The sequence below is a fragment of the Salmonella sp. JXY0409-18 genome, assembly GCF_020268625.1.
Taxonomy (GTDB): domain Bacteria; phylum Pseudomonadota; class Gammaproteobacteria; order Enterobacterales; family Enterobacteriaceae; genus Salmonella; species Salmonella enterica.
In genome coordinates this window covers 2,987,799-3,011,505 of the sequence record NZ_CP084216.1, presented here as the reverse complement: position 1 = coordinate 3,011,505, position 23,707 = coordinate 2,987,799, and the positions used below count along the sequence as shown (strand labels likewise).

28 protein-coding genes are annotated in these 23,707 nt (G+C 51.3%); all 28 read left to right on the top strand.

Annotated features, from left to right (window positions below):
• Window positions 1-341 precede the first annotated feature (341 nt).
• Genes LDB27_RS14620 through LDB27_RS14485 form a run of 28 tightly spaced genes read left to right on the top strand, consistent with a single transcriptional unit; the run spans window position 342 to window position 23,685 of the window.
• Complete coding sequence (locus LDB27_RS14620) at window positions 342-551, top strand: head fiber protein (protein ID WP_088389707.1); 210 nt, start codon at window positions 342-344, stop codon at window positions 549-551.
• Window positions 551-1,207: a putative metallopeptidase gene (locus LDB27_RS14615; protein WP_088389708.1), complete on the top strand. Its 657-nt coding sequence runs from the start codon at window positions 551-553 to the stop codon at window positions 1,205-1,207. Before LDB27_RS14620 ends, LDB27_RS14615 begins: the two co-directional genes overlap by 1 nt.
• Window positions 1,208-1,236: 29 nt before the next feature.
• Entirely contained in the window at window positions 1,237-1,722 is a 486-nt protein-coding gene (locus tag LDB27_RS14610) for a DUF2280 domain-containing protein (RefSeq protein ID WP_088389709.1), read from the top strand.
• Between the two features lie 4 nt (window positions 1,723-1,726).
• Window positions 1,727-3,385: a phage terminase large subunit gene (gene terL / locus LDB27_RS14605; protein WP_088389710.1), complete on the top strand. Its 1,659-nt coding sequence runs from the start codon at window positions 1,727-1,729 to the stop codon at window positions 3,383-3,385.
• On the top strand, window positions 3,386-4,900 hold the full coding sequence (locus tag LDB27_RS14600) for a DUF1073 domain-containing protein (RefSeq protein ID WP_088389711.1): 1,515 nt from the start codon (window positions 3,386-3,388) through the stop codon (window positions 4,898-4,900).
• A 52-nt stretch (window positions 4,901-4,952) separates the two neighbouring features.
• The gene (locus LDB27_RS14595) at window positions 4,953-5,642 is read left to right on the top strand and encodes a phage minor head protein (protein ID WP_088389712.1); all 690 of its coding nucleotides are present in this window, start codon (window positions 4,953-4,955) and stop codon (window positions 5,640-5,642) included.
• Window positions 5,643-5,654: 12 nt separating this feature from the next.
• Window positions 5,655-6,980 carry a DUF2213 domain-containing protein gene (locus tag LDB27_RS14590; RefSeq protein ID WP_088389713.1) on the top strand — a complete coding sequence of 442 codons (1,326 nt, stop codon included), beginning with the start codon at window positions 5,655-5,657 and terminating at the stop codon, window positions 6,978-6,980.
• A gap of 2 nt (window positions 6,981-6,982) precedes the next feature.
• Window positions 6,983-7,465 (top strand): hypothetical protein, encoded by a 483-nt coding sequence (locus tag LDB27_RS14585; protein ID WP_088389714.1) that lies wholly within the window; start codon window positions 6,983-6,985, stop codon window positions 7,463-7,465.
• Window positions 7,465-8,499, top strand: a complete 1,035-nt coding sequence (locus LDB27_RS14580; protein ID WP_088389715.1) for a major capsid family protein — start codon at window positions 7,465-7,467, stop codon at window positions 8,497-8,499. The genes LDB27_RS14585 and LDB27_RS14580 overlap by 1 nt, the downstream gene beginning before the upstream one ends.
• Window positions 8,500-8,502: 3 nt before the next feature.
• Complete coding sequence (locus tag LDB27_RS14575) at window positions 8,503-8,829, top strand: hypothetical protein (protein ID WP_088389716.1); 327 nt, start codon at window positions 8,503-8,505, stop codon at window positions 8,827-8,829.
• A gap of 2 nt (window positions 8,830-8,831) precedes the next feature.
• Window positions 8,832-9,275 carry a DUF4054 domain-containing protein gene (locus LDB27_RS14570; protein ID WP_088389717.1) on the top strand — a complete coding sequence of 148 codons (444 nt, stop codon included), beginning with the start codon at window positions 8,832-8,834 and terminating at the stop codon, window positions 9,273-9,275.
• 2 nt (window positions 9,276-9,277) lie between these two features.
• Window positions 9,278-9,730 (top strand): hypothetical protein, encoded by a 453-nt coding sequence (locus LDB27_RS14565; protein WP_088389718.1) that lies wholly within the window; start codon window positions 9,278-9,280, stop codon window positions 9,728-9,730.
• Window positions 9,727-10,095, top strand: a complete 369-nt coding sequence (locus tag LDB27_RS14560; RefSeq protein ID WP_088389719.1) for a hypothetical protein — start codon at window positions 9,727-9,729, stop codon at window positions 10,093-10,095. Before LDB27_RS14565 ends, LDB27_RS14560 begins: the two co-directional genes overlap by 4 nt.
• On the top strand, window positions 10,092-10,643 hold the full coding sequence (locus tag LDB27_RS14555; RefSeq protein WP_176394089.1) for an LIC_12616 family protein: 552 nt from the start codon (window positions 10,092-10,094) through the stop codon (window positions 10,641-10,643). The genes LDB27_RS14560 and LDB27_RS14555 overlap by 4 nt, the downstream gene beginning before the upstream one ends.
• On the top strand, window positions 10,644-12,122 hold the full coding sequence (locus LDB27_RS14550) for a DUF3383 domain-containing protein (RefSeq protein ID WP_088389720.1): 1,479 nt from the start codon (window positions 10,644-10,646) through the stop codon (window positions 12,120-12,122).
• On the top strand, window positions 12,123-12,563 hold the full coding sequence (locus tag LDB27_RS14545; protein WP_225519858.1) for a phage tail fiber protein: 441 nt from the start codon (window positions 12,123-12,125) through the stop codon (window positions 12,561-12,563).
• 8 nt (window positions 12,564-12,571) lie between these two features.
• Window positions 12,572-12,976 carry a hypothetical protein gene (locus LDB27_RS14540; protein ID WP_088389721.1) on the top strand — a complete coding sequence of 135 codons (405 nt, stop codon included), beginning with the start codon at window positions 12,572-12,574 and terminating at the stop codon, window positions 12,974-12,976.
• A 14-nt stretch (window positions 12,977-12,990) separates the two neighbouring features.
• Complete coding sequence (locus tag LDB27_RS14535; protein ID WP_088389722.1) at window positions 12,991-13,188, top strand: transglycosylase; 198 nt, start codon at window positions 12,991-12,993, stop codon at window positions 13,186-13,188.
• The gene (locus tag LDB27_RS14530; protein WP_088389723.1) at window positions 13,188-14,966 is read left to right on the top strand and encodes a hypothetical protein; all 1,779 of its coding nucleotides are present in this window, start codon (window positions 13,188-13,190) and stop codon (window positions 14,964-14,966) included. The genes LDB27_RS14535 and LDB27_RS14530 overlap by 1 nt, the downstream gene beginning before the upstream one ends.
• Window position 14,967: 1 nt before the next feature.
• Window positions 14,968-15,771: a hypothetical protein gene (locus LDB27_RS14525; RefSeq protein ID WP_088389724.1), complete on the top strand. Its 804-nt coding sequence runs from the start codon at window positions 14,968-14,970 to the stop codon at window positions 15,769-15,771.
• The gene (locus tag LDB27_RS14520; protein WP_088389725.1) at window positions 15,771-16,076 is read left to right on the top strand and encodes a phage baseplate plug protein; all 306 of its coding nucleotides are present in this window, start codon (window positions 15,771-15,773) and stop codon (window positions 16,074-16,076) included. The genes LDB27_RS14525 and LDB27_RS14520 overlap by 1 nt, the downstream gene beginning before the upstream one ends.
• Window positions 16,073-16,927: a hypothetical protein gene (locus LDB27_RS14515; protein WP_088389726.1), complete on the top strand. Its 855-nt coding sequence runs from the start codon at window positions 16,073-16,075 to the stop codon at window positions 16,925-16,927. The genes LDB27_RS14520 and LDB27_RS14515 overlap by 4 nt, the downstream gene beginning before the upstream one ends.
• The gene (locus LDB27_RS14510; protein WP_088389727.1) at window positions 16,927-17,628 is read left to right on the top strand and encodes a Gp138 family membrane-puncturing spike protein; all 702 of its coding nucleotides are present in this window, start codon (window positions 16,927-16,929) and stop codon (window positions 17,626-17,628) included. The genes LDB27_RS14515 and LDB27_RS14510 overlap by 1 nt, the downstream gene beginning before the upstream one ends.
• Window positions 17,629-17,664: 36 nt before the next feature.
• On the top strand, window positions 17,665-18,021 hold the full coding sequence (locus LDB27_RS14505) for a hypothetical protein (protein ID WP_088389728.1): 357 nt from the start codon (window positions 17,665-17,667) through the stop codon (window positions 18,019-18,021).
• An 8-nt stretch (window positions 18,022-18,029) separates the two neighbouring features.
• Complete coding sequence (locus LDB27_RS14500; RefSeq protein ID WP_088389729.1) at window positions 18,030-19,262, top strand: baseplate J/gp47 family protein; 1,233 nt, start codon at window positions 18,030-18,032, stop codon at window positions 19,260-19,262.
• Entirely contained in the window at window positions 19,259-19,846 is a 588-nt protein-coding gene (locus LDB27_RS14495; protein ID WP_088389730.1) for a DUF2612 domain-containing protein, read from the top strand. Before LDB27_RS14500 ends, LDB27_RS14495 begins: the two co-directional genes overlap by 4 nt.
• Window position 19,847: 1 nt before the next feature.
• Entirely contained in the window at window positions 19,848-21,083 is a 1,236-nt protein-coding gene (locus LDB27_RS14490) for a hypothetical protein (protein ID WP_225519857.1), read from the top strand.
• A gap of 37 nt (window positions 21,084-21,120) precedes the next feature.
• Window positions 21,121-23,685: a hypothetical protein gene (locus tag LDB27_RS14485; protein ID WP_225519856.1), complete on the top strand. Its 2,565-nt coding sequence runs from the start codon at window positions 21,121-21,123 to the stop codon at window positions 23,683-23,685.
• Window positions 23,686-23,707 lie beyond the last annotated feature (22 nt).

Genomic DNA, 23,707 nt, shown 5'->3' with positions numbered 1-23,707 from the left:
TGGCTGTGACGACAGCAAGTGGCTAAGCATTTCTGAGAAGCAGAGCAAACGCTGCGCACCAGTAAGAACAGCGCCGTATCGTCGCCGGGCGCATGCATCAGCAATGACCGCAGCTCTCCCTTCTGCGTGAGCGTGCAGGCTGAGTCAAAAACGATAAATACCAGGTTATACGATTTCCCTTCATGGTCGCGCACTCAAGCGATGGTAGAAGAATTGAGTTTATAAAATTCTGCAAATGGTGTCGGTAAAGCGCCATTGACAGAGCTTTATATAAGTTTTTAGGTTAAGTGGTATCGGCTATCGCCGGTAGGATATCAAACCAACCAGCAGGAAATTCCAAAATGACCAAGCGTGCTATGTCTACCGGTGGCTATCCGATCGAAGTTATGACGCCAGCTGACCCGGTAACAATCCCGGCCGCCACCACATCAGCAATTGGCGGCGTAAAGAAAATGGCCTCTCAGGCAAACTCCACTGCGACCGACGTTGCTGGTTTGCTGGCAGACTTCAACGCGCTGCTGGCTAAAGCCCGCGCCGCAGGGATGATGTGATGGCCAAGCTCACAGACAAACAAGAGCTGTTTGCCCGTGAGTCCAGACCCGTTCCGGATGAAAGCTTTCTCTCAGCTTTTTACCCCTATAACCGGCTGATGCCAGCGGAAGGAGTTCACGCCTGGGTAAACAGCAACATCATTTCTCCTTCTGGCGTTATTCATAACCCCGATCATGCACACCTTGAAAGTGCCGATATTGCTTTCCTATGGGCTCAGCATGGATTCACGAAGAAAGGACGAACCGTTCTCGGCCAGGCTGAAGAAGTGATGTTCCGCGCCGGTGGGTGGCAAAAGGCTCGCATGGAACAGCAGATGAACGACTGGTTCGGCCATCAGCCGGATTATGTCATCACGCTGGCAGCTGACTTCTGCGCCCAGTGTTCTGATCTGGAGTTCTGCGCGCTGATTGAGCATGAGCTTTACCACATTGCCCAAGAGGTTGATGAGTTTGGCGCTCCCAAGTTCTACAGAGACAGCGGATTGCCGAAGCTGTGCATTCGTGGGCATGACGTCGAAGAGTTCACTGGCGTGGTTCGCAGATACGGAGCAAGCGCTGATGTGCAGGAGATGGTCGACGCTGCAAACAATCCCGCCGAAGTGGCAAAAATTAACATAGCCAGAGCATGCGGCACATGCCTCATGAAGCTGGCTTAATCTGGACTGCATGAGACGAGTGGTGATTTATGGCAGCACTTAAACCTGACGTGAAGGCTTTCATCGTTCAGGCTCTCGCCTGCTTTGACACACCGTCTCAGGTTGTAGAGTCTGTCCAGAAGGAATTTGGCATCTCAATAACCCGGCAGCAGGTCGAATCTCATGACCCGACAAAGGCCAGCGGCAAAGGCCTGGCTCAGAAGTGGGTTGATCTGTTCCACGACACCCGTAAGCGTTTCCAGACCGAGCTCAGCGACATCCCGATCGCCAATAAAGCATATCGCCTGCGTGTGCTCGACCGCATGATGAACAGCGCGGAGAAGATGCGAAACATTGCGCTGGCGACCGAGATTATTGAGCAGGCCGCCAAGGAGTGCGGCGACGCTTACACCAACAAGCATAAATTTGAGCACTCTGGGCCAAATGGCGGGGCAATGGAGGTGATGAGTTACACCCCTGAGCATTACGCCAGCGCGCAGAAGGCGCTAGAGGGGAAACTAACCGGCCTGGACTGATCCTATGAACGAAATCCTCGAATGGGATGACCTGTCATTCCCTGAGCGCGTCATCATTCGTTCGAAGTCCACGAAATCGTTCCTCAACTTCACCCGCCTCTGGTTTGAGTTGATTCAGGGCGATCGGCTTCTGGTTAACTGGCATCACCGCCTGATGGCATCGAAGATTGATGACCTGATAGCGGGGCGGCTGGAGCCGGGCAACCTGATAATCAATATCCCGCCCGGCGGCACAAAGACAGAATTCTTCTCCATTCACTTTCCTGCCTACGTCAACGCACTGGTGCAGGAGGGTCGATTAAAGCGCTTCCGTAACCTGAACATCTCTTTTGCTGACACACTGGTTAAGCGCAACTCGCGCCGCACCCGCGACATCATCGCCAGCAAGGAGTATCAGGAGTTCTGGCCGTGCTCTTTCGGTGTGAACCAGGCGGAAGAGTGGGAGATAAAAGACGATCGCGGTCGCTCAATCGGGCAGACCGTGTCGCGCTCCAGTAACGGGCAGATTACCGGTGGGCGTGGTGGCTACTTCGGCCCTGAATTCTCCGGCATGGTTATGCTGGACGACTACAACAAACCGGTCGACATGCTCAGCGAAACCAAGCGGAACAGCGCCAACATGCTGCTGGTCAACACCATCCGCTCGCGCCGCGGTGATAAGTCGAAAGACCACCCGACGCCATTCGTGAGCATTCAGCAGCGGCTACACACCGATGACGCCACTGGCTTCATGTTATCAGGTGGCATGGGTGTCGACTTCCATCACGTCGCTATCCCGGCCCTGATTGACGAAAAATATATTCAGTCGCTTCCTGAGCCGTGGCGCTCCCTTTGTTGGGAAACCGTGAAGGACACGGAATCAGTTGAGGTCTCCGGCACGCGCTACTGGTCATACTGGCCGCAGATGGAAGATGTGAACGACCTCGTCGCCCTGTGGGAGCGAGACCGTTACACATTCCTGTCTCAGTACCAGCAGAACCCGATGGCGCTGACAGGTGGCATCATTGATACCGACTGGTTCCAGACTTACACCACGCTGCCAAAACTCACCCACCGCGCCGTGTACGTTGATACCAACAGCGGCAAAGTAGAGGACTGGCTCGACTACACCGTGTTCACGCTTGTCGGCATGGGCGTTGACGGCAACCTCTACATCATCGATGTCGTGCGAGGCCGCTGGGACCCGGAAGACCTCCTGAAGAAAGCCGAAGAGGTGTGGGAGAAATGGAGCATGCAGGGATCACTTCGAATCATGCCAATGCGTCATATGGCAATCGAAGAGAAGCAGGCCGGGCAAGGCCTGATAACCACTCTCAGGAAGCGCAACAACATACCGGTGAAAGAGATTCCCCGCGGTGCCGGACAGAACAAACTGGTGCGCTGCCTCAACGTCATTCCGCAGATAAAGACCGGCAAGGTGTTTGTGCCTGCAACGCATGACGCCAGTGGGACAGCAGTGCTCCACACCCATTACGAGGACGGCACTATCGCCGGGACAACATCATGGGTCATCACGGCCATGACGGAATGCGCCGCCTTCTCTGCCGACGACAGTCACGACAATGACGACATCCTCGACACCTGGATGGACGCCATTGACGACAACCTTATTTCTGGTCGCCAGCCAATGGTCATCGACCCGAGCCAACTCAGGAGAATTTAAGTGTGGCCGTTTAAGAAAAAACAAGTCGCCGCGCCTGAGCCGGTGAAAGAGCCTGTAAAGGCGAAGATGGAAATCAGGGGTGAAGCGGTAGCAGCGATCGCCCCTAAGCCGCCGAGAGAGTTTGCTCAGTACGTCCCGCCAAAAGGGGTCATCCCTGAGACCATCGAAAAGGGCATTCTCGCGATGGACTCAACGCCATACGATGCCCTGAACAACGCCTACATGGGTTACACCTACGGCTATCCCGATACATTCCCCGGCTATCCATATCTCGCCACGCTGGCGCAGAAGCCGGAATACCGGAAGATGGTCGGCACCATCGCCGAAGAGATGACCCGCAAGTGGGTGAAGCTCAAAACAATCGGTGATGACGATAAAGCCGATCGCGTGCGGCATCTGTACGCAGCGATGGAGAAGTTCCGCGTTAAAGAGAAGTTCCGCGAGGCAGCAGAGCACGACGGGTATTTCGGTGGCGGGCAGATCTACATCGATGTGAAGTCGGCCAAAGGCGCGTCAGCCTGGACTGATTCGGTTGAGTTGCAGTCGAAGCTATTCATCTCCGACAAGAAGATTACTAAAGGCTCACTGATTGGCTTCTCAGTGGTTGAGCCGGTCTGGACTTACCCAGGTGTCTACAACACCGATAACCCGATGAGCCCCGACTTCTACAAGCCTACCGAGTGGTTTGTGATGGCTAAGACGGTGAACGCCAGCCGCATGCTAGATTTCGTATCGCGGCAGGTTCCCGACCTGCTGAAGGCTGCCTATAACTTTCGAGGGCTTAGCCTGACGCAGATGGCCGAGCCATACGTCAACAACTGGCTGCGCACCCGTGACAGTGTCAGCGACATGATTCACTCCTTCAGCATCCCGGTGATCGGCACGAACATGAGCACCGTCTTGCAGGGTGGTGGCGCAGAGAGCCTGCTGTATCGCCTCCAGATGTTCAATCAGTGCCGGGATAACCGGGGTGCGTTCGCGAAGGACAACAGCCCTGATGCGCCGGAAACGGTTGAGTTCGTCAATGCCCCGCTGAGTGGCCTTGATGCACTCCAGGCTCAGGCGCAGGAGCAAATGGCCGCTGTCTCCAGCATCCCGCTGGTCAAGTTGCTTGGCATCTCACCTGCTGGCCTCAATGCTTCATCAGATGGCGAGATTCGCGTCTTCTACGACTACATCCACGCCCTGCAGCAATCCATCTTCAAAGACAACCTCAAGCGCGTGCTGGACATCATTCAGCTCTCAGAGTTTGGCGACATCGACCCGGACATATACTTCGAGTTTGAGCCGCTGTACGAGATGAGCGAGAAAGAGCGCGCTGAGATTCGCAAGATGGACGCTGACACTGACGCGGTGTACGTCACGACCGGCGCGCTGACCAACAATGAGGTCAGGGAGAAGATTGCATCGGACCCCGACAGCCCGTACCACTCACTGGATCTGAGCGATGACATCGAAATCGAAGAAGAAGTCGACGACATCGACGGTGAAGACGATCCGACCGACAAGGCCTAACGCTGGCGTTGAGGCCTGGTATCGTCGTCAGCTAGACAATCAGGTAAGGAAGATGCAGAAGTCCGTTGTCTACTGGCTTTCCGCTAACTACAAAGCGAGCGGCGCGGCGGTGGCAATGGACGCATCTCCGGCGGTGTTCATGCGTGACGCAATGCGGAAGTTGGCCCGGCGCTGGACAAAGTCTTTCGACAGCATCGCGCAGAAGCTTTCCGAAAGGTTCGCTGGTGACACGCTGAAGAATGCTGACGTTTCGCTGCACAACGCCCTGGACACCGCCGGATTCACCGTCGAGTTCAAGATGACCGAGCCGATGAACAATGCGCTGCAGGCGACCATAACCGAAAACGTCGGGCTGATACGCTCCATCCCGGAGAAGTATTTCACCGAGGTCGAAGGTCTGGTCATGCGCTCTGTGGCGCGTGGGCGTGACCTGTCATACCTCACCGATGAACTTGAGAAGCGTTACGGCATCACGCGCCGTCGTGCTGCCCTCATTGCCAGAGACCAGAACAACAAGGCCACCTCAGTTATGCAGGCGGCACGTCAGCAGTCGCTGGGTATCACCGAAGGCATCTGGCGTCATTCCCACGCAGGTAAAGAGCCACGTCCCTCACATGTTAAAGCTGACGGGCAGAAGTTTGACCTGTCGAAAGGGCTTTATCTGGATGGCGAGTGGGTCATGCCAGGCGAAGAGATCAACTGTCGTTGCACATGGAGCCCGGTTATCCCCGGCCTCGGTTAAACGGTAAAGAAAATGAGAACAACTGAACGGTTGGCATTTGACCGCGCCTCCGTGCGCAAGCTCGATAATGTCGGCAGGCTTCAGGTAGCGGTCAGCAACATCAGCAAAGCGAATGTCTGCCCCTACTACGGGCGAGAGATTCCAGGGTGGGAAGAGTTGGGGCTTGACCCTGACAAAATCTACCAGATGTACCGCGACCCCGAAGAGCTGAAGAAAGCTGCCGAAACCTTCAACAACATCCCGATCCTCTGCATCCACACCCCAGACTTTCCCGGCGACCCGCCGCGCGAGTACCGGGTTGGTTCTACGCACTCAAGCGCTTCATTCGACGGCACGTACCTGACCAATGGCCTGTCCATCTGGGACAACTCAGCGATCGCAGGTATCGAGACTGAAGAGCAAAAAGAACTGTCATCGTCGTATCAGTACGTCGCTGACATGACTCCCGGCGAATCACCAGCCGGCGAGGCCTATGACGGCGTCATGCGTGACATCGTCGGCAATCACGTCGCACTGGTCGAAACCGGCCGCGCAGGTCCCGACGTTGTCGTCGGGGATTCACTCCCACTGGAGCTTAAATACATGAAGTTAGACCGCAAAGGCGTTGCCATCCGTGCCGCGCTGGGCGTGTATCTGAAGCCGCGTCTGGCTCAGGATGCAGCACCCAAAGAACTTACCGCCATCCTGAACGCAAACAAATCGCCGAACGCGATCGCACAGGCCGTGGCGAAACTCTGCAAATCCCGTCTTGCTGCTGACATGGAGATTGAGCCGGAAGATCTGGTTGAAATCATCGAAGCATCCGAGCAGACCGTAGAGCCGGAAGAAGAAGTAAAAGTGACCGGCGACGGCGACAACGAAGCGATTATCTCTCTGCTGCGTGAAGCTGGCGTGTCTGAAGAAGTGATCGCCAAAATCGCTGCGTCTCTGGCCCCCGCTGCGGCGATGGATGAAGACAAAGAAGACGATAAAGACGACAAAAAAGAGAAAGACAAAGTGGATAAACCCGCAATGGATGCCGCCATCCGCCTGGCCGCTGATGCAGCAACCAAAAAGGCCGCCGAAAACTTCCGCGCCGTGCGTGAAGCTGAGCAGGCTGTTCGCCCGCTGATCGGCGACGTCGTGGCAATGGACTCCGCTGAAGACGTCTATCGCACTGCGCTTGAGCAGGCTGGCGTGGATATCGACGGCGTGCACCCGTCGGCCTTCCCGTCTTTGGTCAAAATGGCGATCAGCCAGAAAGACAACAAACGCCCTGTCATCGCGCAGGATTCCGCATCGGTCAGCGACTTCGAGAAGGCTTTCCCGACTGCTGGCAAACTGAAACGAGGATACTAAAGATGACTGGTTTTCAGAGTGTAATCAATCAATACCCGGCTCCCGGCGTCGAAGGTGGCTTTGCGAGCACCAACCCTCACGCGACATTCCTCGCAGGTGAAGCTGCGCTGGTTGCCGGTACCGGCGGCCTGACTATCGGGCGCTTTGCGTGGGCCGTGAACGGCGTGGCAACCAACGCCGGCACCGGCGCGCCGTCCGGCTTCGTTCATCGCGACGGGCAGGCCGCTATCACCGAATGGCTGGGCGCTGCTTCCAACGTCATTCAGGTTGGTCGTGAAGTCACGCTGATGGTTGCTGGCGACTTCTGGGCCCGCACCGCTACGGCGGCCACGCGCGGTCAGAAAATCTTTGCCGTGCTGGCTGATGGCACCATTAAGACCGGCGCTGCCGGAGCAACCATTTCCGGCGCAGTTGAAACGCCTTTCTTTGCTGGTAGCGCTTGCGACGCGGGCGAACTGGTCAAAATCAGCACCTGGAGCAAGTAATGAACGAATTTCAGAAACACTATGCCGCGGCGAGCGGTAAATACGGCATTGTCCTGCCGGGCGCGAAAGACTACCTGAAGCCGGAGTTTGCAGAAAACTTCGCCTTGGCGATGGATGCGCAGCCGACCATGGTTACCACCGGTAGCGCAGGCATCCCCGCCTACTTCACCAACTACGTTGATCCGGAGCTGATCCGCATCCTGGTAACCCCGATGAAGGCCGCACAGATCATCGGCGAAGTGAAAAAAGGCGACTGGACTACGCTGACCGCGCAATTCCCGGTTGTTGAAAGTGCAGGTGAAACCAGCTCCTACGGCGACTTTAACAACAACGGCATGACAGCCGCGAACGTTAACTGGGTGCCGCGCCAGTCCTACCACTACCAGACCCACACCCGCTGGGGTGAGCGAGAGCTGGATATGTACGGCGCTGCGCGCATCGGTTACGCCGCTGAGCTGAACGTTGCTTCTGCGCTGGTGCTGAACAAGTTCCAGAACAAGAGCTATTTCTACGGTATTCAGGGTTTGCAGAACTACGGCCTGCTCAACGATCCGTCTCTTCCGGCACCAATTACCCCTAACGCCTCCGGCGCGGGTGGTGCGGTTACGTGGTCGACCAAAGACGGGCAGGCTGTCTATGACGACATCGCCAAGCTGTATGGGCAGCTGGTCGCACAGACCAAAGGCCTGATCGAGCGTGATTCGCCGATGACGCTGGCTATGTCTCCGACCGCAGAAGTAAACCTGACCAAGACCAACATGTACAACGTGAACGTGTCGGACTTGCTGAAGAAAAACTTCCCGAACCTGAAGATCGAAACCGCGGTGGAGTACTCCACTGACGCGGGCGAGATGGTTCAGCTCATCGCCGACAAACTTGGCGAAACCGATACCGCTTATGCAGCGTTCACTGAAAAGATGCGCGCGCATGCAGTTGTGGTCGAAGAGTCCAGCTGGAAGCAGAAAAAATCAGGCGGCACCTGGGGTGCAATCATTCGTCAACCTCTGGCTATCGCCAGCATGATCGGGGTGTAACAAATGGCAGAAACTATCGTTGTAGGCTGCAAGCTTCCTAACGGACTGGTCGTAGATCAGGATGGCTACACAGTAACGCTGAGCGGCGCCAACGCATCAAATGTGATTGGCGGCTACGGCCTGACCGAGGGCGTCGATAAAGACGCCTTTGAAAAGTGGCTGGAAGTGCATAAGAACCAGCCCTACGTCAAAAACGAGCTGGTTTTTGCTCAGGCCAAAGCCAGCAGCGCGCAATCCAAGGCATCTGAGAACGCCAGCGTGAAAACTGGCCTCGAAGGTCTGCCGCAGGATAAGCCGGCTCCGGGCATCGAGAAAGCGGACGGTAAGTAATCATGGCGATCGTTGTTTTCGACATTACCGCATTCCGTGAGCGTTACCCCGAGTTTGCCACGGTAAGTGACACGCTGTTGAATGCTTATTTCGCTGAGGCAACGGTCTACCTTGATAACTCAGATTGCAGCCCGGTACAGGATGCTTCTGTGCGGGCTGTTTATCTGAACATGCTCGTCGCTCACATTGCAGCGCTCAATTCCGGGGTGGGTGGTCAGAAGCCATCCGGCCTGGTCGGGCGCATCTCCAGTGCGTCTGAGGGCTCTGTTTCGGTGTCCACTGGTGAGGTTCCTGTCAGCCAGGCCTCATGGTGGTATCTGCAAACGCCGTACGGTGCCTCTTACTGGAATGCAACTGCTCAGTACCGGACGTTTAAATATGTCCCCGGATCATCTCCTTCACTTTACCCCGGCCATTATTACCGGAGGCCAATCACGAGGAGGTAGTTATGGCCACATTCAGCGGTGGCGATGCTCTGGAAGCAAAACTGGCAGAGATAGCGGCAAAGCTTGGTGAGGGTAAAACACTGCGTGTTGGTTTTCTCGAAGGGGCTACATACCCTGATGGGCAATCTGTTCCGATGGTTGCTGCAGCCAACGAATATGGCGACCCGGCAATGAACAGGCCGCCACGACCATTCTTCAGAAACATGATCGGCGAAAAGTCGCCTGAATGGCCACAGGACATTGCGAAGATAGCAGAGGCAACTGGCTATGACGCAGAAACGATGCTGGGGCTGATGGGTGAGCATATTAAAGGGCAACTACAAGGCTCAATCAGAGATTTGATGGAGCCTGCCCTGTCCCCGGTAACCATTGCCAAAAAGGGCTTCTCTAAGCCACTCATTGAAACCTCCCACATGCTAAACAGCGTCGATTACGACATTAAGGATGGCGTATGAACCTGAGAGGCATAGCCAATAGCGCTACGAGAACAATAAACCAAAACGTTGATGGCGTGTTCCGGATTAATACCGGATTCACTACGTTACCTGGTGGAAAGCGAGAGCAGACGTACAGCAACGTTGATGTTGAAGTGCAGATGCAGGAGCTATCGTCCACAGACCTACGCCAGATTGATGCTATTAACATTCAGGGCATCCTCAAAAGTGCGTATCTGAATGGGAATTTCAACGGTGTTAACCGACCAGAGCAAAAGGGTGGAGACATTCTCATAGTTGATGGTCAGGAGTGGCTAACCGTCAAAGTGCCTGAATTGTGGCCTGACTGGTGCCGAGTGATTGTTAACCTGCAGAGGTCGCCATGACAGCCACAGTAGACATCACCGAGCTTGACCTGCGCATTGCGCTGCAGGCGTTTCTGATGGATATCACCGGCCTCACCATCGACAACGTGCTGGTAGGTCAGCAGAACCTTACGCCAATGCCGCTTAATGACTTCATCATCATGACACCGCTGAAGCAGATAGGGCTGTCTACCAACCGCGTCAAATATGACGACAATGGCGTGTATGGCGAAGGAAAGCAACTCAACCAGCGCAGCACTCAGTGGCCTTGCCAGATTGATTGTTACGGAGAAGGTGCGGCTGATAACGCAGCAATAATCGGTACGCTAATCCGCTCTGATTTCGCCTGTGAGTGGTTCAGGCAGAACGGCAATGTCATTACCCCTCTTTACTGCTCTGACCCTCATCAGACAACGATGATAAACGGCGAGCAACAATACGAAGGCCGCTGGACGCTGGACTTTATCGGGCAGTTCAACCCGTCAGTAACCACACGTCAGGACTTCATGGACAGCATTACAGTCGGCATTATCGCCGCAGATTTAAAATACCCTCCGGAGAGTGCATAAATGGCAATCCCATTACGCAAAGATATCCAGATCAACCCTGGCGTTTTGCCTGCTGGCGGTTCAGCGCTTGACCTGAATGGCCTAATCCTTACCGACAGCGCTTATGCTCCGGTTTGGTCAGTGATTTCATTCACTACCAAAGAGGATGTGGCTTCGTACTTCGGCAGCGCGTCTACAGAATACGCTATGTCTGAAGTCTATTTTCAGGGTTATGACAACTCAACAAAAACACCAGGCGCGTTGCTGTTCGCCAGATTCAACCCGACAGATGCAGCGGCATGGCTGCGTTCTGGTTCAATGGCGTCCGTAACGTTAGACCAACTAAAATTGCTGAGTGGCGTTTTGACGCTGACCGTTGATGGCACAGAACATACGTCTGCGAGTATTGACCTGAGCACGGCTACGAGCTTTGCACAGGCGGCAGACCTGATTGAAACTGGCATTGGCTCAAGCGTAATTGTTACGTTTGATACCACACAGAAGCGTTTCATCATTACCAGCGCGACTGACGGCGCAAAAAGCACAATCACCTATGCTACCGGAACGCTGTCCGCTGGACTGAAGCTGACAGCAGCTACTGGTGCTCAGTTATCGCAGGGTGCAGATGCGGCAGTCGTTACCGATACAATGCAGAAGGTTCTGGATGCGTCGCAGAACTGGGCGATCTTCACTACTTCTTTCGCGCCGACTGAGCAACAGGCTTTGAACTTTTCTGCTTGGGTAAATAGCCAGAATTTCCGATTCGGTTATGTACCTTACACGCTGGATGAATCAGCGCTGGTTTCTGGATCAACGGAAACGCTGGCGTACAAAATCATCGTGGTGAACGACTACGCGAACGTAGTCCCTGTTTACGGCAGTCAGGCACATGCAGCAAATGTGCTGGGTTATGCAGCATCACTGGATTTTGATCGTCAGGAAGGTCGAGTTCCTTTTAAATTCCGATCACTTTCAGGCCTGTTGCCGGAAGTTGATACGTCAGCAAGCTACGATGCGTTGATTGCGAACAAATATAACTTCTACGGCGCGTACACAGCGAATAACTACGATACACGCTACTGGGCAGACGGGACAATCAGCGGTGACTTCAAATGGTTCGATTCTTTCTGCTTCCAGATCTGGCTGAACGCCAATCTGATGCAGGATGCTATCGAATTGTTCAAGTCCAACCGTAGCATCCCATACAACGCGCGTGGTAAAGCGATCATTGAGGCGTCCTTCTCCGACACGTTGAACCAGGGGATTACCTTTGGCGGCATCCGCACCGGCGTGAATCTTTCAAGTTCTCAGATTTCTGAGATTCAGAACGCAGTAGGTGCTGACATTTCTCCATCTCTGATCGCCAAGGGTTACTACCTGTATATCGCCGATGCCACTCCTACTCAGCGTCAGGAGCGTACAAGCCCTAGCATGACCCTGTGGTACTGCGACGGCGGTTGCGTACAGAAAATCACTCTTGCAAGCATTGAGGTGCAATAAATGTCCAACACTATTACAAGCGCTGATTCTATTTTTGCCCTCACTGTTACCAACCTTTTCCCAAGCGCTCAGACGCTGGAGGGTTACGCAGCTGATGCGATGTTTGCTCTGGGTGATACCGAGATGGCAGTTTCCGTTCGTGGCGCTGACGGTAAGCTATCAGGTGGTTTCGTTTTCGGAGAGTATCTTCAGACGATCACAATCATGCCAGATAGCCCTTCCCGTGAACTGTTTGAAACATGGCAACTGACGTCTCTGACCTCAAAAGCAGTGTTCCGCTGCAACGCAACAATCATTCTCCCCGCGATCAGTCGCAAGTTCACTCTCACCAACGGCATTCTACAGCGCGTTAAAGCCATTCCAGATGCGCAGCGCGTATTGCAGGCGATGACTTACCAGATCAACTGGGAAACGGTAGTGGGCGAAGCGTACAACGCGTAAGGATCAACATGGCACGCAAAGAGATTTTCTACACCATTGAAGATAAAGGCCGGGATAATGGCAAGGTGTTCTACATTCGGGAAATGGCTGCTTCTCAGGCTGAATGGTGGGCAATCCGTGCCGGGCTGGCGATGGCTAAGAACGGCGTTAATCTTCCGGATAATTTTTCTGATATGGGCATGGCAGGCATGGCAAAGGTCGGCCTCGAAATGGTGGCTAAGATTCCACCAGAGGATGCACGGCCTTTACTGGACGAGTTGATGAAATGCGTACAGGCAGTTCCTGATCCGTCAAACCAAAGTATCAAACGCCCGCTTATTGATGATGACACGGAAGAGGTTATGACTCGCCTCAAACTTCGCGGAGAGGTGTTCAAGCTCCACGTAGATTTTTTAACCGCCGCCGCCAGTTAGACATCCCCCCGGTAATGGGTCAGCAAATCGCTGGCCTGGCCGACTACGCCAACGTTCCAAAAACAATAGCGACAGTTATGTCTTCGGGTAAATGCTCGCTGACGGAGCTAAGTTCAACGCTAGGCGTAGAGGATTTATGGTGGTGGCTGGAAGTTATAACAGTCGATAATTACAACCAAATGGTCATCAACAGGTCTCAGGAGAAAGGCTGATGCCGACGATTATTGAGTCACTGGTAGTCACGTTAGGCCTCGACCCATCTGGTTTCAAAAAAGGCCAGACAGAAGTTAAAAAAGGCCTGGACGATACCAGAAAGAATGCTGACCAGACAGCGAAAGAAATGGAGGCCGCGGGTAAAAGAGCGGCCTCTTTTTTTGGCTCTATCCGCACTGAATTACTTGCACTGGTAGGTGTAACACTATCAGCACAGGGAATTAAAACCTTCATCGTCGATATGACGAATAACCTTCAGCAACTCGCTATCGGTTCGAAGTCACTCGACATGTCAGCTAAGTCCCTTGATGGCTGGCAGCGTTCAGCAGAAGCCGCAGGTTCAAGCGCCGAAAAAATCACCGGCACGCTTAGCGCGTTTCAAAACACGCTGACGAAAATCCGTACTGGTGGCGCACAGGGCGATCCGTTATTTGGTGCGCTGGCATCTTTTGCTGGGGCAACCGGTGCAAACTTCGATTATCAGAACGATAACTCCGAAGCCATTATGCGCAAGATTGCTGCCAACTGGAGCAAGTTGAGCAAAGATGCGCAGCGCCGGTTTGGTTCAGAGTTTGGCTTCGATAATGCCACTCAGCAGGGGCTTGCAAACGGCAATCTGGTACGCGATGCAGATCGCTTTGCGAAAATCTCCAGAGCAACTGACGATGCAACAAGGAAAGCGCAGGAGTTCAATCGGCGACTGGTAGAGATGAAGCAAAACTTCTCTGCTGCTGCGCAGGTGCTCTATGAGGCGCTGATTCCTTATGTTGAGAAGCTCATTCCACTGATTGAAAAATTTGGTAACTGGATCGCCACACACGGACCAGAAATTAGCAAGTTCTTCTCTGATTCAGCCGCTGAGGTAAACAAGATTGTTGACACGGTTGGAGGCCTGCAAAACGCATTTGCGATACTTGCGACATTCGTGGCCGGAAGCTGGGCGCTAAAAATGCTCTCAGGAATTACCAAAGTTGGTAAGGGGTTTGGCCCCATCCTTGCAGCAATGGCAACAGTAAGTGCATGGAATAAAGTAGGAGAGGCTCAGGAAGAGGCGAAAAAAGAGGGGATCAGCGTAGGTGAGCTTCTCATTAAAAGGATGAAGGACAAGGATAACGAAAGGCTGAGTTCAGGTGATACCATTTCAGACCGGATCATGAACTGGTGGAAGAGCCTCCCGGATGCGGATAACACATACACTGCATACGGAACTGCGCCGCGAGGAGTCAGAAATAATAACCCTGGCAATCTCAATTATGTCGGACAGGCAGGAGCCACTAAAGAGGGTGGAGCGAACGGTCGTTTTGCCGTTTTCCCCAGCATGGCGCATGGAATCTCCGCACTGTACAAACAGATTCAACTCTACTTCAAGCGCGGCATCAACACTATCTCATCCATAGTCAATAAGTATGCACCGGCCGGTGATGGCAACGATGTTGCGTCATACATCTCTGCGCTGGTGAATGCTACAGGGAAGGGGGCTAATGACGCACTGGATGCAGGTGACACGCCGACAATTGCAAGACTAATGAAGGGCATTGTCGACCATGAGAATGGTAAGGGTTATATCAGCTCTTCTGACATCATGGGTGGCATTCAGCTTGGGTCAAGTGCTTCTGTTTCTGGCATGGCGGGTGCGGCCGGGAACAAAACCGAGATTAACATCGGTGAAATGAATATGCAGACCTCATCCTCGAATGTGAATGCGCTTGGTAATGATATTCAGCGCCACGTTAACCGCAATCGCCTGGTTACTCCGGCTATGTCAGGGCAGGGATAATATGGCTTTCTCACTGAATGAAACAACACTTCTCAGCGCGATAAACAGCGGGAATATCTTCTCAATAATTAACAGCACCCTTTCGCCTGGCTACGGGATTTATCTGAAGTCAGGCTTAAGGGCGTTGTCTCCGACATCCTTTCTTGGCATTGAGTTTGGTGCGGATGCGTCCGTGGTATCTGCGCCAATAGAGAATGGATCCTATAACTCATTTAACAAGGTGAAGCGCCCGCCAGTTATCAGAGTGCTGTTCACGCTTGAGGGATGGACAGGTTTTAGCGGAAGCATTCCTAACCTGACAAATTTCACACTGACCAGTCGTTCTGACATGCTGGCCGCACTGGATGCTATGGTTGCTGATGCTCAGGTGTACGATATCGAGACGCCTGACACCACATATGAGGATTACGACCTCATACGATATAACTACCGAACATCAGATCGGGATGTAACGTTACTGACGGTTGAGGCAATATTCCAGTCTGTGCTGCAGGAGGCAGAAGTCACCCTTACCAGCACCACAGCCAATAGCAGTACAACGTCAAATGCAGACAGCAAGGCTGCCAGCGCTGTGACAGAAAAGGCAAACTCCACAGCTACAAATTCAACACTTGAAGATGTGAAGGGCGCTTTGACCGGGCTTAAAGAATCACTTTCCAGTGCATCGACGGCCGTCGCTACGTCAGTAAGCAATGCTGTGAGTTCCGCCACATCCGGCGCAACAAGTGCAATCAACGGCGCGGCCACGTCAGCAATCAATAACCTGTCATCAACGGTCAGGGAACTTGTAGCGGGGCTATCCTGATGCAAAACATCTCTCTCAAGCCGCTGAAGGCTCAGGAAGTGAGCGTTAACCTCGACGGTCAGGCGGTGACTTTGCGGATCGTGCAGAGAACAACTGGTCTATTCATGGATGTTGGCGTTGATAACCTCTGGATAGCCCAGGGAGTTCTTTGTCTGAACTGCAACAAAATAGTTCGCTACCCCTATCTGAAGTTCAGAGGTGAGATTTTCTTTGCTGACACCAAAGGAAGTCTGGATCCTGTTTATGATGAGCTTGGAACGAGGTTTAAACTGTTCTACGCCACTGAAGAAGAGATGGCGGCATGACCTACAAAAAACGCTCGCTTAAATTTGAGTTCACGCTCAAAGAAGGTGCATTCGATGAATCAGGAAATAACATTCTTACCATCGATAACATCAAGGCAGAAGTTGAAATAGGCGCTTACGGCGGAATATCAGGAACCACACTAGAAGCGCGAGTTTTTGGCCTGAGCATCGATAACATGGCATTGCTCAGCTACAAGGGTATTCAGCTTAACGGGGCCAAACAGAACATGATGAAGGTATGGGCAGATGGACGGCCTGTGTTCTTTGGTTCCATCACTAACTGTTTCGCAGATCTCAATCAGATGCCGGATGCGCCACTGATTATCAGCGCGTTCTCTACCGGGTTCGATCAGTCGATCACCGCCGCACCATTCTCTAAAGAAGGTGTTGCAAGTGTTGCTGAAATAATCACCACCATAGCAGCCAGCATCGGTTACACGGTAGTAAATAATGGTGTGCTGGCAAAACTGGAAAATCCTTATTTCGAAGGTAATCCGATCACACAAATCCAGCAGTGTGCTCATGCCGCCGGTATCGAAATAGATTTCCGTCTTGGGGCTATTTATATCTGGCCGCAGGGAGGAAGTATTGATGAAACTATCCCGCTCGTTTCACCACAGCATGGGCTTATTGGATACCCGGTATTCAGCAACTACGGCATTAATTTTCAATGTCAGTACAGCGATCTGATACTTCGCGGCCGTAAGGTTCAACTGGAAACATCCCTGCCAAATGGAAGCGGTGTCTACACCGTCCAGTCGGCTATTCACCATCTGTCGACATGGACAGAAGGCGGGCCATGGTCGACCATCGTATGGGCTTCTATAGGACAACTGACAGTGAGGCAGTAATGAACTTGTTTACGAACAGGCCTCAGGACACCGCAACAGATGCGAACTCGCAACAGTTTTTGATGCATCAGTTCCTGATGGGCAAATCATTCATCACGCTGGCGATCGTAACTTCGGTTAGTGATTCTGGAGAAGTTGTGTCAGTGAAGCCAATGGTGCAGGGATTCACTGGAGGTGGAGACATCATCCCGAACTCAGCGATTCACGGCGTGCCGGTATGGCGATTGCAGCGTGGAGCCAGTGCCGTAATTATGCCTCCAGTCGAAGGCGACATCGGTCTGATAGCCATTTGCGATCGAGATATCACAGCAGTTAAGAAGACAAAGCAATCTGCATTGCCAGGGTCGAATCGCACGCACAGTTACTCGGACGCCATCTATCTCGGCGGGGTGTTGAACGCCGAACCAAGCCAGTATGTGAAGTTTGCCAATGACGGAATTGATATCGTTTCACCTCTTGTGGTGCAAATTAATGGCAACACAGTAGTGGTCAATGCAGAGGATAAAATCTCACTTAACTCCCCGATTATTGAGGCCAATGGTCAGCTAACTCAGGGTTCAGGAAGCTTCGCAGGAAATGCCACATTCGGCGGAACAATAACTGCAACAGGAGAGATAACCGGCAACGGAATCCACCTATCCACGCACAAACACGGCGGCGTAGACCGAGGAAGCGACAACACAGACACCCCATCGAACTAACCCGCTTCGGCGGGTTTTTTATTGCCCGGAGTTTATATGCTTACCAGGTCATTTCTTCTCACTGACAAGTGGGATATCTCTCTGGATGACACAGGAAATATGGCGGTAACAACCAACCCTTATGCGGTGGCGCAGGATGTGGCGTGCGCCTGCTCAACCTTCATGGGTGAGCCGTGGTATGACACCACGCTGGGGATTCCTTATTACGAGCGCATTCTCGGTCACTGGCCAGGAACTCAACTCATCAACACCAAGATGGCGACAGAGGCCAAAAAGCTTCCGTATGTCCAGTCAGCATTCTGCACCACTACGGTTGGCAAAGCAGATCGCCTTGCATCAGGCGTGATGACCATAACAGACACGAACAACGTTCAGACCACAATCCAATTCTGAGGTAACAAATGGCTGAAGTAACAGTTAGCACAGCCGTCCCCTCTGTCACGTTTTCCGCTACCGGCATTGCCGTTCCTGATGAGATCGACATTCTCAACGGGCGTTTAACTGACCTTGACACCGCAATGGGCGGAGGGATGAGTAAGAGTCTGACGACTCCGCAGGGACAGATTGCCATGAGTGACACGGCAATCATCGGAGACAAGAACGACAATCTGGCATGGCTGGTTAACCAGATTAACCCTGACTTTGCTGAAGGTCGTATGCAGGACGCCATTGGGCAGATTTACTTTATCGATCGCCTTCCTGCCATTGGCACCACTGTAACGGCAACATGCACTGGTTTAGTTGGCACCGTTATTCCTGCAAACAGCATCGCTCAGGACACCAGTGGTTATCTTTATTACTCCCTTGCGGATGCAGTTATCCCTGCTTCTGGTTCAGTAAATATTGTATTCCAGAATCAGGCGACCGGACCAATTGCATGTCCGATTGGTGCATTAAACACGATTTACCGTGCCATTCAGGGATGGTCTGGAATTACCAATGCGACAGCAGGCGTGCTGGGTAATGAAGTTGAAAGCCGGGCTAACTTTGAGTATCGCCGTAAGCAATCGGTAGCGGGTAACTCCAACAATCAGCTTGTGGCTGTGTACGCAAACGTGCTGGCCGTCAATGGTGTAACTGATGCATACGTGACGCAGAACAACACAAGTCTTACAGTCACGAAGGGCATCACCAACGTATCACTGGATCCACACTCCCTCTATGTATGCGTGTACGGTGGCACGTCTGCAGATATCGCAAAGGCGATCTGGCAAAAGCTTCCCCCTGGCCCGCCAATGGTAGGCAACACAACACACACAGTGGTTGACGATGTTAACTATGTTCAGCCGTATCCTGAATACGAAATAAAGTGGCAAACACCATCAGCCGTAAGTGTTTATTTCAAAGTTGAACTTGCGAACAATAATTCCCTTCCGGGAAATATCGCAACACTGGTACAGAGCGCTATTATCAGCGCATTTAACGGTGAGGATGGCGGAACAAGAGCACGTATTGGCTCAACTATTTATGCAGGTCGTTACTATGCTGGCGTGCAGTCTATTGACTCAGAAAATGTCGACATCTTCAGTATCACCATCAGTCGTGACGGCACAGCATATCAAACTTCCGCATCCTTTGGCATTGATGAAGTGCCAACCCTGGATGCATCAAACATATCGGTGACACTGGCATGATAAACGTCGCGGATACCATACTGACGCAATATGCAGACAGCCCGAAACTGAAATCCCTGATTTACTCGTTCAATAAAGCTGTAGGTATCGAAGGTTTTCTTGATGATTTCTATGACGTGATATGGAACATCCAGACGGCAGACACCTACGGGTTGGACGTGTGGGGGAAAATCGTGGTTGTCAGCAGGCAGCTGACGGTGACAGAGAACAAAATATATTTCGGCTTCAATGAAGCATCATCAGATCCGATACTCGTTGATAATCCACAGCCATTCAACCAGGCACCTTTCTATTCCGGCGAGCTTCTGACTTCTACTGTGACACTCACTAATGATGTGTACAGGAAGCTGATCATGATGAAAGCGGCTGCGAATATTTCTGACTGTACAATGCCAAATTTGAACAAACTACTTAATTTCATGTTTGGCGATAAAGGACGCTGCTACGTCAGAAATGATGGAGAGATGGTAATGAGTTATGTTTTTGAATTCCAACTTTCCACATCAGAGCTAGCCATTGTGCAAAGCTCAGGTGCGCTACCTTCCCCAATTGGGGTAACAGTTAATATTGTTCAGCAGGTATGACATGAACTCTTCTGATATTCCATCTCGCCTGAATAAAGCATTTGCGATTAATGGCCTTAAAAATGTTATTGCCGTTGATTCAAGTACAACAACAGATAATACAGGAACAGCCACATTTGATAAAGGCTTCCCGCCAATAACAATGCAGCCATTAAGTGCCGGAGGCATTCCTCCATCAGGGAAGGATATGAATGGGGTTTTATATACAAGCACACTGAAACAGCAATGGGGAGATGCAGGTGGCGCTTATCCATTCAGCCAGGCATTTGCTACAGCCATTGGTGGCTATCCTCAAGGCGCTGTAATTCCAGCAACAAACCTGTCAGGACAATGGCTAAATCTTTTAGATGGGAACACTACTAATCCAGAAGCATCAGATTCATCAACAACCGGGTGGGTTCCATTAAGTTTCTATGGGGCAACAAACATATCAGGACTATCCGGGGTAAGTATTACCCTGAATTCTCTTCAGGCAGCCAGAGATATTCTCATACTTTCAGGTTCATTAACGTCCAACATTAATATCATCCTCCCTTCGTGGGTAAAAATATGGAGAGTTATTAATAATTGCTCTGGTAACTTTCAGGTGACACTGAAAACACTTACAGGAACTGGAGTTCAGTGCCCTCAGAAAAAAACAACTCTTATACGAGGTGATGGATCAAATATTTTGAGTGATGTCTCTATTCAGAGAGGATGCCAGACATTCACCTCCAATGGATCATTTACAGTCCCTGATGGAATTACAACGCTTTACATATCGGCCAGTGCCGGGGGCGGTGGTGGTGGTGGTGGATATACCTCTTCTAATAGCGGTGAGGGAGGTGGCGGAGGACATACGATCGTTAAACAACCTTTTCAGGTCAACCCAGGCGACACATTAAGTATTTCAATCGGCCAGGGTGGAGCAGGTGGTGGAATTGGGTTGGCTGGAGCCAATGGTGGTGTTACTACCATTGGCTCATTAATAACACTAAACGGAGGAATAGGAGGAAATCCAGGCACAGCATCTGAGGGAGGTAAGTCTGGAGGGTATGCCGGTGGTGCTGGTGCAATATCCGGTGAAGATGCTGTATTTGGCGTCCCTGGCTCTGGAGGTCCAACTCTGCTGGGTCCGGGCGGAAGCAAAAGAACATCTGCGGGAATATCAGGATTAAACGGAGGTGGTGGATCGGGTGGTTACGTTGGCTGGAAAGGTGGCGATGGTGGCGCAGGCATCGCAATCATTGAGTGGTAAAACTAAATAACGGTGGATTATGAGCCTATCAGAAACAATGAAAGCGAAACAGTACGCAGCAAATGCAGCCGTGTCAGCAGCCGAGTGCGCCATTTACGCAAATAACCTTAAAAACGCACCAGACTATGCAGCGGCAGCTGCAGCATCAGCAGCTGCATCTGCGCAGTCGGCATCTTTATCAGCAACTAACTCTTCCAATGCACAGGAATATGCCAATTCTGCATCTTCCTCTGCATTGAGTGCTTTTGAGTCTTCTCAAACAGCCGGTAATGCGGCTGCTGCAGCGGTAGGGCAATGTATTCGTGTGCCAACAGGTGAATTGACTAGCCCTCTCCCTGCAGCAATAGACAGAAAAGAAAAAGCTCTTATCTTTGATGAGGATGGAAATTCATCCGTTAAACCACTAACCGATTTTGCACTCCTGGATAGCGATGGGAAAATACCAGCGTCACAGATTCCATCTATTGCAATATCTCATATCTTTGTTGTTTCAAACCAGGCAGAAATGCTTGCTCTTAATGCAAATGCTGGTGATGTGGCGAAAAGAACCGATCTTGGCTTCTCTTTAATGCTGAGCCAGACACCGGCAAGTACTCTGATAAACTGGATTAGACTAAATGATGACATTTTAGCTGAACTTGCCCAATCGACCGGGTCAGACCTCATTGGTTCTCCATACGGAACAATGACCAGCGTTGCTGCTGATGTACAGAATAAAGTCAGCAAAAATTCCCTGGCAAGTAGCGCAGGCCTTTCTTATGTCGGCGTATGTCCTGACGTGGAGACTTTGCGCACATTATCCGTTCCCGCCGGGAAAAAAGTTCAACTTCTTGGATATTATTCCAGCAGCCCAGGAGAGGGTGGCGGAATTCTATATGCTTCTGCAACAAGTACGGCCCTTGATGATGGCGTAAGGGTATTTGTAACAAATGATGGAACAAGATTGGTACGCGAGACTAATGGAGAATTATACGCCTCATGGGCAGGTGCAGTAGGTGACTGGAACGGAAATACCGGCACGGATAACAAAGCGGCAATAGAACGGCTTATCGCTGCATCAGGGACTAAATATAAGTGGGTTATTGACCTAACAAATGTTGGCGTAAGTTCTGTGGTTATCGACAGCAAAGATAACTGGAATGGCCACATCAATGGCAGCGTAGTCAATATTTCAGCCAAGCCTGCTCCTGGTGCAGTTGATCGTAAAGACCAGGATGGTGGCGTACATCCAACATTCAAAATAACCAATTCTGATGGGTGGAAGTTAACAGGCTCGTTCGTCGATAACCGTTATCGGGAGGCTTTCTACGTAGAGAACTGTGATTACTTTGAGCTTGGTTGCTCTAATATTGGGAGCGGAATTAACGATAACCTTACAGCCAACCACTTCAGGTATTGCAACCACTTTACTTTATCAGGTGTAAGGATTGAGAAATCAGGTTTCATCCCAGCAACTGGATATTATGACTGGGTTCAGGCCGCCAGATTTTGGGATTGTAGCGGTTTTGTTATAGATGGATATGTTTCCCGCGAGAACGCTGGAAATGGATTATACATTGCAAGTAACTGTAAGGATTATGTAGTTACAGATTTCGACATTACAGGCAATGCCATGTCCGGAATTCAGCTTGCATGGTCAGGTTTTGGTATAATGCCAATTCGGGGTGTTATCTCTAACGGAACTATTACAAGAAACAGGGCTGATGGCATAGACGTTAATAATACCAGCGGTGTCCAAGCCAGAGTTGATCTAATAATTACTGGTGTCGTAAGTGCAAATAACGGTTATAACCAAGACGGCACAGCAACTGTTGACGGTTCTGGATTGGGTACATTCATTCAGGTTACACATTTTACAGTTTATGGCTGCTCCACAACATCGCCAGCTAATACAGGGGTGGGGGCGAGTAACTGCTCTAACTTTAAAATAAACGGTATAATTAAAAAAGATCAAACATCTAACAGCAAAGGGCATGGGGTATACATTGAAAACAGCACTGACGGTGAAATAAACGTTGATGTAATTACTGACTCGGAAAATCCAGAAATGTTCTCTATTAGAACGTTTGGCTATCTAGAAAACATTCATTTTTCAGGGAAATATATTGGATATAGTTTGTTCGGAGATGATGCAACTTATGTTAACTGTTCATTACGCAACGCATCCATTATATCTCCAACCACAGTTGGAAATAGATTTTACTGGGAGGGTGTGAACACAGTTGTTGCGGGTTCAAACGCTGTTGATATTAAATCAAAAATGAATGATTGCCGTTGCGTTTCCAATAACGGTCACGGAGGAGTAGTTTCTGCTTCCAGCATAGACATCCAAAATACTGAATTCATTGGTACAGATGGCGGCTTATATGTATCCGATAATATGGAAATGATCCGCATCAGAGGAGGTATAGCGCAGGGGGTAACATCGGCAGGATTAAGAATAAGTGGAGGTGAAAAGCATATCATTGAAGGGATTACTACAAAATCAACATCAGGAAATTCAAGCGCTATTATTAGGGCATCAAAAGTAATTTACGTAGGTAATTATGATTCAGCAAACCCTACGGACTTTACAGGAACAACTTTCACGCTTCAGAACTAAATAAAAACGGCGGCATAGCCGC

Coding starts and splice junctions, on each gene's coding strand:
- LDB27_RS14530 (WP_088389723.1), top strand. CDS start 13,188: ATGCCGACGATTATTGAGTCACTGGTAGTCACGTTAGGCCTCGACCCA.
- LDB27_RS14515 (WP_088389726.1), top strand. CDS start 16,073: ATGACCTACAAAAAACGCTCGCTTAAATTTGAGTTCACGCTCAAAGAA.
- LDB27_RS14520 (WP_088389725.1), top strand. CDS start 15,771: ATGCAAAACATCTCTCTCAAGCCGCTGAAGGCTCAGGAAGTGAGCGTT.
- LDB27_RS14525 (WP_088389724.1), top strand. CDS start 14,968: ATGGCTTTCTCACTGAATGAAACAACACTTCTCAGCGCGATAAACAGC.
- LDB27_RS14490 (WP_225519857.1), top strand. CDS start 19,848: ATGAACTCTTCTGATATTCCATCTCGCCTGAATAAAGCATTTGCGATT.
- LDB27_RS14555 (WP_176394089.1), top strand. CDS start 10,092: ATGACAGCCACAGTAGACATCACCGAGCTTGACCTGCGCATTGCGCTG.
- LDB27_RS14570 (WP_088389717.1), top strand. CDS start 8,832: ATGGCGATCGTTGTTTTCGACATTACCGCATTCCGTGAGCGTTACCCC.
- LDB27_RS14540 (WP_088389721.1), top strand. CDS start 12,572: ATGGCACGCAAAGAGATTTTCTACACCATTGAAGATAAAGGCCGGGAT.
- LDB27_RS14595 (WP_088389712.1), top strand. CDS start 4,953: ATGCAGAAGTCCGTTGTCTACTGGCTTTCCGCTAACTACAAAGCGAGC.
- LDB27_RS14485 (WP_225519856.1), top strand. CDS start 21,121: ATGAAAGCGAAACAGTACGCAGCAAATGCAGCCGTGTCAGCAGCCGAG.
- LDB27_RS14565 (WP_088389718.1), top strand. CDS start 9,278: ATGGCCACATTCAGCGGTGGCGATGCTCTGGAAGCAAAACTGGCAGAG.
- LDB27_RS14510 (WP_088389727.1), top strand. CDS start 16,927: ATGAACTTGTTTACGAACAGGCCTCAGGACACCGCAACAGATGCGAAC.
- LDB27_RS14615 (WP_088389708.1), top strand. CDS start 551: ATGGCCAAGCTCACAGACAAACAAGAGCTGTTTGCCCGTGAGTCCAGA.
- LDB27_RS14585 (WP_088389714.1), top strand. CDS start 6,983: ATGACTGGTTTTCAGAGTGTAATCAATCAATACCCGGCTCCCGGCGTC.
- LDB27_RS14575 (WP_088389716.1), top strand. CDS start 8,503: ATGGCAGAAACTATCGTTGTAGGCTGCAAGCTTCCTAACGGACTGGTC.
- LDB27_RS14620 (WP_088389707.1), top strand. CDS start 342: ATGACCAAGCGTGCTATGTCTACCGGTGGCTATCCGATCGAAGTTATG.
- LDB27_RS14545 (WP_225519858.1), top strand. CDS start 12,123: ATGTCCAACACTATTACAAGCGCTGATTCTATTTTTGCCCTCACTGTT.
- LDB27_RS14590 (WP_088389713.1), top strand. CDS start 5,655: ATGAGAACAACTGAACGGTTGGCATTTGACCGCGCCTCCGTGCGCAAG.
- LDB27_RS14560 (WP_088389719.1), top strand. CDS start 9,727: ATGAACCTGAGAGGCATAGCCAATAGCGCTACGAGAACAATAAACCAA.
- LDB27_RS14500 (WP_088389729.1), top strand. CDS start 18,030: ATGGCTGAAGTAACAGTTAGCACAGCCGTCCCCTCTGTCACGTTTTCC.
- LDB27_RS14610 (WP_088389709.1), top strand. CDS start 1,237: ATGGCAGCACTTAAACCTGACGTGAAGGCTTTCATCGTTCAGGCTCTC.
- LDB27_RS14495 (WP_088389730.1), top strand. CDS start 19,259: ATGATAAACGTCGCGGATACCATACTGACGCAATATGCAGACAGCCCG.
- terL (WP_088389710.1), top strand. CDS start 1,727: ATGAACGAAATCCTCGAATGGGATGACCTGTCATTCCCTGAGCGCGTC.
- LDB27_RS14505 (WP_088389728.1), top strand. CDS start 17,665: ATGCTTACCAGGTCATTTCTTCTCACTGACAAGTGGGATATCTCTCTG.
- LDB27_RS14535 (WP_088389722.1), top strand. CDS start 12,991: ATGGGTCAGCAAATCGCTGGCCTGGCCGACTACGCCAACGTTCCAAAA.
- LDB27_RS14580 (WP_088389715.1), top strand. CDS start 7,465: ATGAACGAATTTCAGAAACACTATGCCGCGGCGAGCGGTAAATACGGC.
- LDB27_RS14550 (WP_088389720.1), top strand. CDS start 10,644: ATGGCAATCCCATTACGCAAAGATATCCAGATCAACCCTGGCGTTTTG.